Here is a 14,732-nt window from a genome sequence, read left to right as displayed (position 1 = left end):
GCCGCCAGGATCACCTTGCCCATCACCGACCGGGCCTGGGACGGGTTCTCCTCCAGCCAGTTCGACAGGCCCTCGTTCAGCACGTTCTCCACCGCCGGGCGCACCTCGGAGGAGACGAGCTTGTCCTTGGTCTGCGACGAGAACTTCGGGTCCGGCACCTGCACCGAGATCACCGCGGTCAGGCCCTCGCGGCAATCCTCGCCGGTGAGGGTGATCTTCTCGCGCTTGGCGATGCCCGACGATTCCGCGTAGCCGGTGATCTGGCGGGTCAGCGCGGCGCGGAACCCCGCCATGTGGGTGCCGCCGTCGCGCTGCGGGATGTTGTTGGTGAAGGGCAGCACCGTCTCGTTGAACGAGTCGTTCCACCAGAACGCCACCTCGACGCGGATGCCGTCGCGCTCCGAGCGCACCATGACGGGCTTGGACACGCCCTCGATCGGCTTGCGCGAGCGGTCGAGGTAGCGCACGAACGCCTCGATCCCGCCCTCGTAGTACAGCTCCTCGCGCCGGTGCTCGGGGTGGCGCGCGTCGGTCAGCACGATCCGGACGCCGGAATTGAGGAAGGCGAGCTCGCGCAGGCGCTTCTCCAGCGTCGCGAAGTCGAACTCGATCATCGTGAAGGTGTCGGTGGAGGGCAGGAAGCTGACCTCCGTCCCCTTCCGCCCGTTGCCGGGGCCGAGGACCTTGAGCGGGGCCACGGCGTCGCCGTGGCGGAACTCCATCGTGTGCTCCTTGTCGTTGCGCCAGATGCGCAGGCGCAGCCACTGCGACAGGGCGTTGACGACCGAGACGCCGACGCCGTGCAGGCCGCCCGAGACCTTGTAGGAATTCTGGTCGAACTTCCCGCCGGCGTGGAGCTGGGTCATGATGACCTCGGCCGCCGAGACGCCCTCCTCCTTGTGGATGTCCACCGGGATGCCGCGGCCGTTGTCCGAGACCGTGCAGGAGCCGTCGGCGTTCAGCGTCACGGTCACGAGGTCAGCATGGCCCCCCAGGGCCTCGTCGATGGCGTTGTCCACCACCTCGTAGACCATGTGGTGCAGGCCCGAGCCGTCGTCGGTGTCGCCGATATACATGCCGGGGCGCTTGCGCACGGCATCCAGGCCCTTGAGCACGCGGATCGACTCCGCGCCGTAGGCGTCGACGAATTCGGCGGGGGGCACGGCGCCCTGGGACAGGTCGTTCGGGTTCTGGTCAGACATCAAGGTCCTCGGGCAGGCGGGTCCGAGCGCGAGGGTCCGGCGCCCGCTTGGGAGCAGCCCCGCCTGCGATTCGATCAGTCCGCCTCATATAGGCGTTCCGCCTTGAAATTGCATCGTTTCCAGGCTTGCACGGCCTGGCTCGGTCCCGTGTTCTGACGCGGCCGCCTTAACGTCGGGTTAGGCCTGAATCCCGCCGGCCGTCGCCGCGTCGAGGCGTGCGATCGCATCGGGCGGGAGGCGCAGCGTGGCGGCCCCGATCAGCTCGTCGAGCTGCGCCACCGAGGTCGCGCTGGCGATCGGCGCGGTGATGCCGGGGCGCGCCATGATCCAGGCGAGCGCCACCTGCGCCGGGCTGGCGCCGTGCTCGGCGGCGACCGCATCGAGCACGCCGAGCAGCGCGAAGCCCTTCGGCGTCAGGTACTTCGACACCCGGTTCTCGCGGGCGCGGCCGGCAGCGGACTCCGCCGAGCGGTACTTGCCGGTGAGGAAACCGGCCGCGAGCGAGAAGTAGCCGATCACGCCGAGCCCGGCCTCGCGGCAGACCGGCTCGAGCTCGGCCTCGTAGCCGCGCTCGGCCAGGCTGTAGTCGGGCTGCAGGCATTCGTAGCGCGGCAGGCCCGCGCGTTCCGCGACGGCCAGCGCCTCGCGCAGGCGCGCGGCGGAAAAATTCGAGGCGCCGATCGCCCGCACCTTGCCCGCCTGGATCAGGCGCTCGTAGGCGCGCAGCGTCTCCTCCTGCGGGGTCGCCGCGTCGTCGGCATGCGACTGGTACAGGTCGATCCGGTCGGTCCGGAGCCGGCGGAGCGAGGCCTCGCAGGCCTCGGCGATGCGCGCGGGCGCGAGGCCGGTCCTGCCCCCGCCCATGTCCATGCCGACCTTGGTCGCCAGCACGACCTTGTCCCGCGTGCCGCGCGCGGCGAACCAGCGGCCGATCACCGCCTCCGACTCGCCGCCCGCATGCCCGGGGGCCCAGCGCGAGTAGACGTCGGCCGTGTCGACGAAGTTCAAGCCCGCGTCGACGAAGCGGTCGAGGATCGCGAAGGACGTGGTCTCGTCGGCCGTCCAGCCGAAGACGTTGGCGCCGAGGCACAACGGGGCGACGGACAGGCCGGAGCGGCCGACGGGGCGCGTTTCCATGGCGCTCAACCCTGCAGGAACGGGTTCGAGACCCGCTCCTCGCCGAGCGTCCCGGTGGGGCCGTGGCCGGGGATGAAGGCGAGGTCGTCGCCGAGCGGCAGCACCTTCTCACGGATCGCGCGGATGAGCTGGTCGTGGTTGCCGCCCGGCAGGTCGGTGCGCCCGACCGAGCCCTTGAACACCACGTCGCCGACCAGGGCGAAGCGCGCGTCGCGGCTGACGAACACCACGCTGCCGGGCGAATGGCCGGGGGCATGCAGGATGTCGAAGGCCAGCGGCCCGACGGTCACGGCGTCGCCCTCGTCGAGCCAGCGGTCGGGCACGACCGCGCGGGCGCCGTCGATGCCGTAGTTGGCGCCGGTCTCGGGCAGCGAGTCGAGGAGGTAGCGGTCGGCCTCGTGCGGGCCCTCGATCGGCACGCCGAGGCGCTCGCGCAGCTCGGCCGCGCCGCCGGCATGGTCGATATGCCCGTGCGTCAGCAGGATCTTCTCCACGCTCACGCCCTGCTCGGCGATCGCCGCCTCGATCCGGTCGAGGTCGCCGCCGGGATCGACCACGGCGCCGACCTTGGTCGCGGCATCCCAGATCAGGGTGCAGTTCTGCTGGAAGGGCGTGACCGGGATGATCCCGACGCGGGGCGTGCCTGGCATGGTGGTCCGTTCACCGAGTGGAGGGTGGAAGCGCCGCCCGTTCTAACCCCGATCGGGTCGAGCCGCACCCCGGGGGGCGGCCGCACCGCAGGAGCGCTTGTATCCGAAATGCGACGGCTCGGCCGATTCATCGCGCGTGCGCCGCCGCCGGCTGGTTGGTTGACGGTGCAACCGATACAACTTTGTGCACAATCCTTCGTCCGTCTCGCCTTCCTCCAACTCGCCTTCGTCCGTCTCGCGGATCTGCGCCGTGCCCGTGCCCGTGCCCGTGCCACCCGCCATCGTCGACATCGCCGCGCGGTTGCCGGTCGCGCCGCGCGTCGACCGCACCGGGTGACCGCGATGGCGTTCCGGCGCTTGCGGGGGCGCGTCCGCCTCCGCCGGATCGTGCCCGCCCTGATGCTGGCCCAGCTCGTATCCGCGGCGGCTGGGGCGGAGGCCGCGGCAAGGCCGGAGGCGGAGGTCCGATCTGGATCGGACGACGGCGTCACCCTCGACACGCTCTCCGTCGTCGGCGAGGCCCGCCCCGACGAGCCCCGCGGCTTCGGCGTGTCCGCTCCGCCCGGATCGGCCCCGCACCCGATCGAGAACCCCGTCGGCCAGGTGGTGACGTCGATCGGGCGCGCGGGCGCGATCGACGACCGGCCGCCGACGGGGATCGGCGTCGTGCTCGCTAACAGCCCCGGCGTCACCGTCCGCCAGGGGCTCGGCGGCCGCGACGTGGTGATCTCGATCCGCGGCAACAACGCCCGCTCCACCGGCATCACCCGCAACATGGTGGTGCTGGAGGACGGGTTCCTGGTGACGCAGGCCGACGGCGCCTCGCGCTTCGACCTGTCGGATCCCCGCGCCTATTCGCGGATCGACGTGTTCCGCGGGCCGCAATCGGCCCTGTTCGGTAACTACGCCAGCGGCGGCGCGCTGGCCTTCCGCACCCGCACCGGCCGCGAGATCGACGGCGCCGAGGTCGCGGTCGACGCCGGCAGCTTCGGCGTCCTCAACACGTCCTTCGCCGTCGGCCAGGCGAGCGGCCCGTTCGAGATCAGCCTGTTTTCCAGCGACGCGCGCGGCAACGGCTACCAGGGCCATGCGAGCTTCGACACCCAGACCGTCAACCTGCTGGCGAGCTACACCCCGAGCCCGGACGACCGCTTCACCCTCAAGGTGATCGACAACGTGGTCTCCACCGGGCTGCCGGCGCGCGCGTCGCTGAACCAGTTCACCCTCAACCCGTACCAGCGCGGCTGCGAGACCGCCGCGACGGCGGCGCCCGGCTGCGCGACGGTCGCGATCCTGCGCAACGGCATCTTCGGACGGACCGTGGCGGTGACCGCCGACGAGGGCGGCTTCGGGCGCGACGACCGCCGCACCGTCGTCGCCGGCCGCTGGGAGCACGACGTCGACGCGCAGACGACCTGGCGCGTCCAGGCCGGCTACGACGAACGCCGCTACGACCAGCCGTTCTACACCCTGGCGGGCCGCGCCAGCCTGCCCTCGGTCAACCTCGCCGCCGACCTGACCCGGCGCGGCGAGCTGTTCGGGCTGGCCGCCACCGGCTACCTCGCGCTGAGCTACGACACCATCGACATCCGCGCGCCCACCTTCAACCGGGCGGCCTACGGGGGACCGCGGATCGGCGCGCCGATCGGCCTGCAGGAGGCGATGCAGGACAACCTCGGCGGCCGGGCACGGGCCGAGATCGCCGTGTCCGACCGCTGGACCGCCGTGCTCGGGATCGGCGCGACGCGGACCGCGATCGCCGGGCGCAACACCACCTTCGCCTACACGGCCGCCGGCGCCGCCTCCGCCGTCACCGGGGTCGACCCGACCTACGTCAACGTCGCGCCCGACCTGATCCTCGTGTACCGGCCGGATGCGGACTGGGCCCTGCGCGGCCGGGTCGCCGCCGGCTACGCGACGCCGTCGGTCGGCAACCTGTTCGTCACGCCGGCCGGCATCCCCGGCGACAACACCGGGCTCCGGTCGCAGGAGAACCTCGGCTTCGACCTCGGCGCGGACTGGTCCCCGACGGCGGGCGTGCGCGTCAGCCTCACCGGCTTCTACGAGCTCTTCCGCAACGAGCTGGTCGGCCAGTCGCCGGGGGCGGGGCTCCTGTCCTACACCTTCAACGTGCCGGCCTCGGAGCACCGCGGCATCGAACTCGGGGCGGAGGCGGCGCTCGGCTCGGGCTGGCGCGGCACGCTGGCCTACACCTTCGACGCCCAGGTCTACACGCGGTTCGTCGAGCGCCTCGCGGCCGGCCCGCTCACCGCCGCGTTCGACCGGGCCGGCAACCGCATCGTCGGCGTGCCGGAGCACCAGCTCCTCGCCCGGATCGGATACGACGTGCCGGCCGGGCCGCTCGCCGGCCTCGGCGCCTACGCCGAGGCGGTGGCGCAGGACGGATCCTTCCTCGACAACGCCAACCTGCTGCGGGTGCCGGGCTTCGCGGTCCTGAACCTCAACGTCCACTACGCGACGGCGCTCGTCGGCGACGTCCGCCGCCTCGACCTCTACGGCGAGGTCCGCAACGTCCTCGACACCGCCTATGTCGGCGCCGCCAACCCGCTGGCGAACACGCTGAGCCCCGTCAGCGGCCTGCAGAACGGCCGCGCCGTGCTCGCGAACACGAGCGGCACGATCTTCGCCGGCCCGCCGCGGACCTTCATGACCGGGATGCGGCTGCGATTCTGAGCCTCGTCGCGCGCGGTCGATGGGGCGCGCGGGAGGACGATGCTCTCGGGATCTCGCTCAGTCGGCCGCCCCGCCCTTCGGCCGGCGGAAGCCGTCGTGGAGCGCCAGCATCTCCGCCATGCCCAGCGCCCGGCTGCTCCAGCGGGTCTCGGCGGTGTTCACCTGGGTGAAGCGGTCGTGCGAGCGGCCGCCATAGGCGCCGAACAGCACCAGCGCCTCCGCGCCGTCGGGCGCCGGGCGGTCGATCCGGTAGGAGGGCGGGCCGCCCTTCGCGGTCACCCCGATCCGCACCACGGCGTCGCCGAAATGCTTCTGGCACATCCGCATGGTGGCGAGCACCGCGCGGAGATAGGCCTCGCCGTCCTCGAGGTCGGGCAGCACGTCGGCGATGGTCGCGTCGGGCGAAAGTGGGGGGCGTCGGGGCATCGGGTTCTCGCTTCCCGGTCTCCCCTACCCTGCCGCGGCGGCAAGCGCGAGGCGCCGGTCAGGTCGGCTTGCGCTTCAGAAGCGCGTCGAGCCCGCCGACCCGGAACCAGTGATAGCCGTAGCCCTCCAGGTAGAGGCCGTGGCGCCCGGCATCGTCCGCCTCGCTGCGCTCGCCCGTGAGCAGGTCGATCAGCAGCAGGCCGTCCGGGGCGGGAACGCCGGTGTCGAGCGCGACCTCGGTCGGGCCGGGCCCGAGGTTGTGGAGGCACAGCACCGCGTTGCCGCGCCAGTCGTAGCGGAGCGCCAGCACGGCCGGCTGGCCGGTCTCGAGCGCGGTGACATCGCCCCAGCCGATCTCCGGCGCCTCCTTGCGCAGGCGGATGATGCTCTGCATCCAGTTGAGGAGCGAGCCGGTCTCGTGGCGCTGGTCCGCGACGTTGACGTGCGCGTAGCCGTAGGCGCCGTGGTCGATCGGCGGCATGGTCGGCGTCGCCGACCGGGTGAAGCCGCCCTGCGCCTCGGGCGTCCACTGCATCGGCGTGCGGGCGCAGTCGCGCTCCTTCAAGGTCAGGTCGTCGCCCATGCCGATCTCGTCGCCGTAGCGCAGCACCGGGGTGCCGGGCAGCGTGAACATCAGCGAGTAGGCCAGCCGGATGCGGCGCGGGTCGCCGTCGAGCATCGGCGCGAAGCGGCGCCGGATGCCGCGGTCGTAGAGCTGCATGCCCTTGTCGGGGCCGAACCTCTCGAAGACGGTCTGGCGCTGCTTCTCGGTGAGGCGACCGAGGTCGAGCTCGTCGTGGTTCCTCAGGAAGATGCCCCACTGGCAGGAGAGCGGCCGGGGCTTGGTCCGCTCGATCGCCTTGACGAGCGGCCGCGCGTCGTGGGCCGCCAGCGCGTAGAAGGTCGCCTGGTTGACCTGGAAGTTGAACATCATGTGCGCGCGGTCGGCGTCGTCGCCGAAATAGTCGAGGTCCTGGCGGGGCAGGATGTTGGCCTCGGCCAGGATGATCGCGTCGCCCTTGCGCCATTGCAGGAACTCGCGGAAGTCGCGCAGCATGTCGAACTGCTCGCGCGGCGCGCCCGTCACGTCGGCGCCCTTCTCGGCGATGACGAAGGGCACCGCGTCCATGCGGAAGCCCGAGACCCCGAGCTCGATCCAGAAGCCCATGATCTTCAGGATCTCGGCCAGCACGGCGGGGTTGGCCGTGTTCAGGTCGGGCTGGAAGTCGAAGAAGCGGTGGAAGTAGTAGGCGCCCGCCGCCTCGTCCCAGGTCCAGGTCGTCGTCTGGACGCCGGGAAACACCATGCCTTCGTCGGCGTTGGCCGGCTTCTCCTTCGACCAGACGTACCAGTCGCGATAGGGCGAATCCGGGTCGGAGCGGGCGGATTGGAACCAGCGGTGCTGGTCCGAGGTGTGGTTGACCACGAGGTCGATCAGCACCCGCAGGCCGCGCTGCTTGGCGGCGTGGGTGAAGGCCACGAAGTCCCCGAGCGACCCGTAATCCGGGTCGACCCCGTAATGGTCGGCGATGTCGTAGCCGCCGTCGCGCTTCGGCGAGGGCTGGAACGGCATCAGCCACACCGCCGTGACGCCGAGCCCCTGGAGGTAGTCGAGCCGCCGCTCCAGCCCGGCGAAATCGCCGATCCCGTCGCCGTCGGCATCCATGAAGGTGGCGACCGACAGGCAGTAGATGACGGCGTTCTTGTACCAGAGGTCGGTGATCATCGGGCCTCGCGAGGTCGAAGGGGGCCCGACGCGCGCGGCGGGACGGAGGAAGCCGGCCGGTCCGCTACTTCCGCGCATGCTCCATGTAGGCGCGCAGCACGGCGTTGATCCGGGTCTGATATCCGCGTCCCTGGCCCTGGAAGAAGGCCAGGACGTCGGCGTCGAGCCGGATGGTCATCGGCTTCTTGCGCGACTCGGGGTGGAACACCGCCTTGCTCCAGTCGAACTCCAGCCCCGCCTCGTCGGGGTCGGAGGCGACCGCGGCCTCGACCTCGGCATCGGTCATGGCCTTCACGGCCTCCCAGTCTGTCCGGTCCTCGCCGTCCCTCCGCATCGCGGTCAGTTCCTCAGCCGTATAGCTGACGATATGCGGCTCGTTCCTCATGACGTGCCCTCCGGAGTGAGATCGCGCGACGCCGATCGCCGCGCCATGTCCAGACCAGGGCGACGAACACCCCGTCGAGTTCGGCGACGGTGATCATGCGCGGCTCGGGCGCATGCGTCGACGGCAGGTCGAGCCGGGCGCGACCGCCGAACAGGAGGTCCGCCCTGACGAAATCGAGCCGGTGCTTGGCAAGGTTGCCGAGCCGCTCGGCCTCGTCCCACTCGAACATCGCAGCGCACCGTAACGTGTCCATACGAAGCGTCAATACGCAGCCGCGCACAAGCCCGGGGCGAGGCACGCTCCTTAAAACAGCCGCGTTGTGCACGCCCTGTTCAGGGCGACGCCCGCAGGTTCGGGGCGCGCGTGGAAGAGCCCGGTGCCCCGGATTTCATGAACACCATCCTGATCAAGCTGTTCGCGACCGCCCTGACGCTGAGCCAGGTCACGACCAAGCCCGACGCGGTGAGGACCCGGTTCGACCCTGCCGTCGACGGTCCGCAGGTCGTGCAGATCCTGCGCGACGGCTGCGCGCACATGCGAAAAGCCTTCGACATCGAGGACATCAACCTCGACGAGCTGATCTCCACCGCGATGGAGGACCCCAGCGCGGTGGCGGGGCCGGCGGCGCCGAAGATCCTGCACGGGCTCGACATCGGCGAGCTGAACACGAGCTACAAGCAGTTCTGCAAGGGCGAGAACCCCAAGGCCTCGCCGTTCGACGCCCGCGAGGTGATCGAATTCTACAACAAGGCGACCACCGATCTGCCGACCGCCGAGGCCCTGCGCGACAAGGCGCTGCCGGGCATGACCCGCATCCTCGACGCCTCGGGAAAGCCCTTCGCCGAGACCTTCGAGCCGAACGGCCGCCGCCTCGTCGTGCCGATCGGCGACGTGCCGCAACTGGTCCGACAAGCTTTCATCGCCGCCGAGGACAAGCGCTTCGAGAGCCACCACGGCATCGACGAGCGCGGGGTGATCCGCGCCTTCATCGGAAACCTCGCCGCCCCGGGCCGCCCGGCCGGCGGCTCGACCATCACGCAGCAGGTGGTGAAGAACCTCTCGGTGGGCGACGACGTCACCTACGAGCGCAAGATCCGCGAGATGATCGTCGCCTCCCGCCTGGAGCGCATCCTCGGCAAGCCGCAGATCCTCGGGCTCTACCTCAACGGGATCTATCTCGGCCGCGGCGCCTACGGCATCGAGATGGCCGCCAGGAGCTATTTCGGGAAGTCGGTGGGCGAGCTCACCCTGCCCGAGGCGGCGCTTCTCGCCGGCATGCCGAAGGGCCCCAACTTCTACAGCCCCGACAAGTACCCCGAGCGCGCCCGCGAGCGCCGCGCCTACGTGCTCGCCCGCCTCAAGGAGGAGGGGGCGATCACCGAGGCCGAGATGGCGGCGGCCGTCGCCTCCGACCTCGGGCTGAAGCCGATCGAGACCGCGCGGCGGGATTCAGGGTTCTACGTGGTCGATCATCTCACCCGCGAGGCCCGCACCTTCGCCGGCCTCGATTCGCTCACCGCTTCGTCCTTCACCGTGCGCTCGACCATCAATGCCGGGCTGCAGCGGGCGGTCGAGGGCGCGCTGCAGGACGGGCTGGCGAATTACGAGCGCGGCACCGGGCGCCAGACCTTCTCCGGGCCGGAGTTCAACCTCGCCGACAGCGTGCGCAAGCTCGGGGCGGCGACGCCCGCCCCCGAGGCGGCGCCGCAATCGCTGCCGGGCGTGACCGGGGCGGAGGCGAAACCCGAGGCGGCGAAGGCGGCCGTCGGCAGGCCGGCGCGCGGAAAGCCGGTCGCCGCGGCGGCGCCCGCCGAGAAGCCGGTGTGGCTGCGGGCGCTCGAGAGCGCCCGGCCGGTGCTCTACGACGTGCGCTGGCCGCTCGCCGTGGTGCTGGAGACCGGCCGCAACGGCGTGAAGGTCGGGCTCGGCGACGGCCGCGTCGCCCTGCTCGACCCCGGCATCGCCCGCGGCAGGCTGCAGCCGTACGACGTCGTCCGGGTGAAGCTGCGGGACGGCAAAGGTCTGCGCGCCGAGATCCGCGTGAAGCCGTCGGTGCAGGGCGCGGCCCTGGTGCTGGAGAACCGCACCGGCCGCATCCTGGCGATGGCCGGCGGGTTCTCCTACCCGGCGAGCCAGCTCAACCGCGTGACGCAGGCGGTGCGCCAGCCCGGCTCGACCCTGAAGCCGCTGACCTACCTCGCCGCGCTGAACGCCGGCCTGCAGCCCAACACCCTGGTGATGGACGCGCCCGTGACCCTGCCGCCGATCGGCGGGGTCGGCGACGCATGGTCGCCGAAGAACTACGAGGGCGGCGGCTCCGGCCCGACGACCCTGCGGCGCGGCCTGGAATTCTCCAAGAACCTCGTCACCGCCCGCCTCCTCCAGGGCGGGATCGCGGACAAGGCGCCGGCCAGCCTCAAGCGGGTCTGCGACATCGCGCTCGAAGCGCAGATCTACGCCGCCTGCGAGCCGTACTACCCGTTCGTGCTGGGCGCCCAGCCGGTGCGGATGATCGACCTCGCCGGGTTCTACGCCGCGGTGGCCAACGAGGGCGCCCGCACCGCGCCCTACGCCCTCGAAGGGATCGAGCGCGACGGCAGGACGGTCTACGCCCACGCGGCCCGCGAGCCGGTGCGGATCGGCTCGGCCGACCGGGTCGCGCTCTACCAGCTCAAGACCATGCTCCAGGGCGTGACCAACCACGGGACCGCGGCGGCCCTGGCGCGGGTCTCGCAGTTCGTGGCCGGCAAGACCGGCACCTCGGAGAACGAGAACGACGCGTGGTTCGCCGGCTTCACCAACGAGGTCACGGTGGTGGTCTGGGTCGGCTACGACAATGCCGACGGCACCCGCAAGACGCTGGGCCGCGGCCAGACCGGCGGCCACGTCTCCGTGCCGATCGCGTCCGCGATCTTCCAGGCCGCCTGGGCCAACGGCGTGGCCAAGACCCCGCTGGCCCCGCCCTCTCCGGAGGCTCGGCAGATGCTCGTCGACCTCTCGATCGACCCGCGCAGCGGGCAGCGCGTCTCGGGCGGCGGGTTCACCGAGCACTTCCGCAAGGCCGCCGACGGCCGCCTGGCCGACACGCAGTACAAGCTGCTGCCGCGCGAGAACGCCTACGCGATGCGGCCGGACGCGGAGGACGGCGACCTCTCGGGCCTCGAGGACGGCGCCGACGTCGCCGGCGACGCCTACGGCAACCGCGCGCCCGATGCCGACCTGCTCGACCCGTTCGGCGACCGGCGCCCGGCGATGCGCAGCCGCCGGGCCCAGGGCGACCTCGACGGCGGCTCCCGGCTCTGGCCCGGCCAGACGGCGCGCTCGCCCTTCGGCGACGACGATGCCCGGCCGCGGCGGCGCGACCCCGATTACCTGTTCGGCGACGACCCGCGCTACTGACGCCGCCGCCCCTCCCCCTTTCCCATCGAGGTTCCTTTCGTGCGGATGCAGCTTCCGGCTCGCCTTGCCCTGCCCTTGCTCGTGCTCCCGGGGTTCGTGCTCTCGGGCGCCCCATGCGCGATGGCCCAGGCGCCGGCACCGTCGCCCGCGCAGCCGGGCATGGCGGCGACGCCGGCCGCCGCCGGGCGGATCCGCGAGGTCGCCTCGATCACCGCCGTCGATCCGACGACGCTCAAGCCCGGCGCGATCCTGGTGAGCGACCACCGCGACAACCCGTCGACGCCGGAGAACGGCCTGACGCCCTACCTCGACTGGGTCCGGACCAAGCCTGCGGAAGCGGCCGCGCTCTCGCCCTTCCCCGGCTACAAGGAGCCGGACTACACCACCACCGTGAACGGCGTGGCCAAGCCCCGGCACGAGACGCTGAAGGTTTACGTCGCCGAGGGGCGCTTCGTGGTGGCGCGGCCTCCCGAGGCGATCGACCTCGCGGCGCTGGCCCGTCTCGGCTTCGTGCAGGCGATGGACCCGGCGATCAAGCACAAGGCCCTCGACCCCGCCGACGTGACGCCGACCAAGGACCCCGCCGCGGCCTTCGCCCGCCGTCCCGACCGCCCGTGGTGCGAGCCGGGCACGGTCTGCATCGAGTCGCGCTACGACCTCGAGGGCAAGCTGCCGCTCGGCGTGAAGCTCGCCAACAAGCTGGAGGAGAGCGGCGCGAAGAAGATCGCCGAGTTCGTGACGTTCCAGAGCGAGCTGCGCACCCTCGCCCCCGATCGGCCGGCCGGCCTCGGGGCGCTGACGAAGGTCGACACCACCGTCACGGGCGGGCTGGAACAGACGATCTTCTGGGTCAACCAGATCCTGCGCTTCGGCAAGTTCCTGGCGGTGTTCCAGCCGATGCCGGGCGACCCGACCAAGACCGTCGTGACCACCTACATGGCGCTGGCGATCAAGGGCGACGTCCTCGACCGCAAGGCGGAATACGCCCGCGTCCCCGTGCTCAGGAACCTGCTGCCGGCGCAGGTGCTGATGGGCAATTCGAGCTTCAACACCGGCACCTCGATCAGCGCCGGCCTGCCGACCTACGCCCGCAACCGCATCGCGGCCTTCGCCGACGCCCTGGCCAAGCGCTAGGGCGCCCCGGGCCGCGGGTGCGGAGCGATCCGGGGATCAGTAGCCGCGGTTGGCGATCGAGGGAATCGAGGGCTGGGTGTACAGGCGGTTCACGTCGGGCCGGGTCTGCGTGCCGTTGGTGTCGTTCGAGCGCCGGTAGTTGTCGGTGTTGAAGGTCTCCGCCAGGCCGCTGCGGCTGTCGGGGCCGTCGACGCTGTTGCAGGCGCCGAGGCCGCCGACCAGGGCGGCCGCGAGGGCGAAGGGAGCGAGTGTCTGAACGGTCGGGAGGAGGCGCATCGCGGGTCCTGGGGCGTGATCGGGAGGGAAGGCGCGGGAATGACGGGCCGAGGTGTCGGGCCAGTGTGTCCGCGTCAAGGCGGTGCCGATCGCGTGAACCGGTTGCCGGGGATGTGATGTCGCCCGGCCACGGAAAAGTCACCACGGCGTGGCTTTGCGGCCGCGAAACCGGGCATTCGTGTGGAGGAGCGGCGGTGCGACCCTGGCCAAGCGGGCGCGTTCCGGCGACAACGACCGTGATGAGCCGAAAGCCTTCATGAGCAACGTCCTGCCCTTCCGCCCGCGCACCCCCGTGCAGCAGCTCGCCCGTTGCGAGGTCGTCGCCGTCGCCGGAGACCTTCTCACGCTGCTCGAGCAGCTCGAGGACGTCAGCGCCCGCGCCGCCGCCATGGGCCGCCCGGCGCTCGAGGTCGAGCGCACGGTCCAGCACCTGCTCGACGCGGTCAGCGCCGTCGAGCGCGCGCTCGACTGCATCGGCGAGGGCGAGCAGGCCGCGCCGGCCTGACGCCCGACGCAGCAACCGCCGACATCCGTCCGGACGTTTCGCGCGACCCGATGCGATCGGGCCCGCGCCTTCCGCCATGCGTTCGACCGGTGCGCCCGCCCGCGAATTCGCGTGCAAACTTCGCGGAACTGTCGCGTTTAAGTTGCCGTTAACGGGGTGTCGCATCGCACGCGCCGTGCGGTTCACCTCATTTCTCTGCCCGCGCATCCTTGGAGGGATCGATGACGTCGTCCTTGAACCGTCGCGTCCTCGCCACCGTGCTCGCCGGTGGCCTCGTCGCCGGCGGCGTCGCCCAGGCGCAGGCGGCCGAGCTCGGCTTCTTCGAGGCGCTGTTCGGTGGGGCCCGCCCGGCGGCGCAGGCGCAGGCGCCCGAGCCGAGCCAGCCGGCCTATTCCGGCGGCGCGTACCGTCCGCGCATCCGCCGGGCGATGTCGCCGCGGCTGCGGCCGCGGACCCGCTACGCCGCCCTGCCCGCCGCGGAGCCGCTGAAGGTGCGGATCACCGATCGCCAGAAGCCGATCGACATGACGGGCGGCGCCGCCGCCGCCCTGATAAAGGACGAGACGCTGCGGCCCGGCGACATCGTGGTGCTGAGCAGCGGAGCCCGCGTGTTCACCGGCGATCCCGATGCGGCCCACACGATGCGCGACTTCGCCCCGGTCGAGCGTTCGGCCTACGTCGATCGCGGCACCCGCAAGCAGCTGGCGGCGCTGATGGCGCCCGCTTCGGCGCTGCCGGCCGACCAGGCGCGCAAGTTCGTCGAGCGGCTGAAATCCACGCCGCGCACGCCCGCGACCCTGATGCCGCAGCAGGCCTCGATGCGCGTCATCAGCCCGTGGACGGTGGCGCCCTGAGGCGCCGACCGATCCTGTCATTCGCGGAGGATCAGCTGATCGCGGCGCCGGTCAGGCTCGCCCAGACCGTGCCGTAATGGCAGGCGGCGGCCGCGAGCACGAAGGCGTGCCAGATCGCGTTCTGGAACGGAAGCTTGCGCCAGACGTGGAAGATGACCCCAACCGAGTAGAGCAGGCCGCCGATCGCGAGCATCCACAAAGCGGTCGGCTGCAGCGCCGCGATCACCGATTCGTAGGCGAACAGGCCGCACCAGCCGAGGAGCAGGTAGAGGCCGATCGACAGCCGGTCGAAGCGGCCGGGCAGCAGCAGCTTCACCGCGATGCCGATCCCGGCCACGATCCAC

General features: G+C 71.6%; 14 protein-coding genes. 5 read left to right on the top strand and 9 right to left on the bottom strand.

From position 1 onward, the window contains the following. The 3 genes from MKK70_RS01085 to MKK70_RS01075 all read right to left on the bottom strand — a co-directional run. A partial coding sequence (locus MKK70_RS01085) for an ATP-binding protein (protein ID WP_243945482.1) occupies positions 1-1,202 on the bottom strand: 1,202 nt, incomplete at its 3' end. 177 nt (positions 1,203-1,379) lie between these two features. Next, positions 1,380-2,339, bottom strand: coding sequence for an aldo/keto reductase (locus MKK70_RS01080; RefSeq protein WP_243938993.1), 960 nt, complete (start codon positions 2,337-2,339; stop codon positions 1,380-1,382). Between the two features lie 5 nt (positions 2,340-2,344). After that, positions 2,345-2,989, bottom strand: coding sequence for an MBL fold metallo-hydrolase (locus tag MKK70_RS01075; protein WP_147725689.1), 645 nt, complete (start codon positions 2,987-2,989; stop codon positions 2,345-2,347). A 342-nt stretch (positions 2,990-3,331) separates the two neighbouring features. Here MKK70_RS01075 and MKK70_RS01070 point away from each other — a divergent pair, with 342 nt between their 5' ends. Further along, positions 3,332-5,683, top strand: a complete 2,352-nt coding sequence (locus MKK70_RS01070) for a TonB-dependent receptor family protein (RefSeq protein WP_243945480.1) — start codon at positions 3,332-3,334, stop codon at positions 5,681-5,683. A gap of 57 nt (positions 5,684-5,740) precedes the next feature. On the opposite strand, the gene MKK70_RS01065 is transcribed toward MKK70_RS01070, so the two are convergent. From MKK70_RS01065 to MKK70_RS01050, 4 genes are all read right to left on the bottom strand, one after another. Beyond that, positions 5,741-6,109 (bottom strand): hypothetical protein, encoded by a 369-nt coding sequence (locus MKK70_RS01065; protein WP_147725688.1) that lies wholly within the window; start codon positions 6,107-6,109, stop codon positions 5,741-5,743. A 58-nt stretch (positions 6,110-6,167) separates the two neighbouring features. Continuing rightward, the gene (locus MKK70_RS01060) at positions 6,168-7,835 is read right to left on the bottom strand and encodes an alpha-amylase family protein (protein WP_147725687.1); all 1,668 of its coding nucleotides are present in this window, start codon (positions 7,833-7,835) and stop codon (positions 6,168-6,170) included. A 64-nt stretch (positions 7,836-7,899) separates the two neighbouring features. Then, the gene (locus tag MKK70_RS01055) at positions 7,900-8,169 is read right to left on the bottom strand and encodes a BrnA antitoxin family protein (protein ID WP_243945478.1); all 270 of its coding nucleotides are present in this window, start codon (positions 8,167-8,169) and stop codon (positions 7,900-7,902) included. A 13-nt stretch (positions 8,170-8,182) separates the two neighbouring features. Then, on the bottom strand, positions 8,183-8,545 hold the full coding sequence (locus MKK70_RS01050) for a BrnT family toxin (protein WP_243945476.1): 363 nt from the start codon (positions 8,543-8,545) through the stop codon (positions 8,183-8,185). A gap of 65 nt (positions 8,546-8,610) precedes the next feature. On the opposite strand from MKK70_RS01050, the gene MKK70_RS01045 reads away from it, so the two are divergent. After that, complete coding sequence (locus MKK70_RS01045; RefSeq protein ID WP_243945475.1) at positions 8,611-11,619, top strand: penicillin-binding protein 1A; 3,009 nt, start codon at positions 8,611-8,613, stop codon at positions 11,617-11,619. 39 nt (positions 11,620-11,658) lie between these two features. Then, on the top strand, positions 11,659-12,753 hold the full coding sequence (locus MKK70_RS01040) for a hypothetical protein (protein WP_243945474.1): 1,095 nt from the start codon (positions 11,659-11,661) through the stop codon (positions 12,751-12,753). 36 nt (positions 12,754-12,789) lie between these two features. Here MKK70_RS01040 and MKK70_RS01035 read toward each other — a convergent pair whose 3' ends face one another. Further along, a complete protein-coding gene (locus tag MKK70_RS01035) occupies positions 12,790-13,029 on the bottom strand; it encodes a hypothetical protein (RefSeq protein WP_243945473.1) in 240 nt (79 codons plus the stop codon). 256 nt (positions 13,030-13,285) lie between these two features. On the opposite strand from MKK70_RS01035, the gene MKK70_RS01030 reads away from it, so the two are divergent. Both MKK70_RS01030 and MKK70_RS01025 read left to right on the top strand, forming a co-directional pair. After that, positions 13,286-13,534 (top strand): hypothetical protein, encoded by a 249-nt coding sequence (locus tag MKK70_RS01030; protein WP_147844166.1) that lies wholly within the window; start codon positions 13,286-13,288, stop codon positions 13,532-13,534. A 221-nt stretch (positions 13,535-13,755) separates the two neighbouring features. Further along, positions 13,756-14,388, top strand: a complete 633-nt coding sequence (locus tag MKK70_RS01025; RefSeq protein WP_243945472.1) for a hypothetical protein — start codon at positions 13,756-13,758, stop codon at positions 14,386-14,388. Positions 14,389-14,419: 31 nt separating this feature from the next. On the opposite strand, the gene trhA is transcribed toward MKK70_RS01025, so the two are convergent. Then, a partial coding sequence (gene trhA / locus MKK70_RS01020) for a PAQR family membrane homeostasis protein TrhA (protein WP_243945471.1) occupies positions 14,420-14,732 on the bottom strand: 313 nt, incomplete at its 5' end.

The sequence above is a fragment of the Methylobacterium sp. E-041 genome, from assembly GCF_022829665.1.
Classification (GTDB): Bacteria; Pseudomonadota; Alphaproteobacteria; order Rhizobiales; family Beijerinckiaceae; genus Methylobacterium.
Note: the sequence above shows the minus strand (reverse complement) of the source record. Positions and strands in the feature narration are given on the sequence as shown.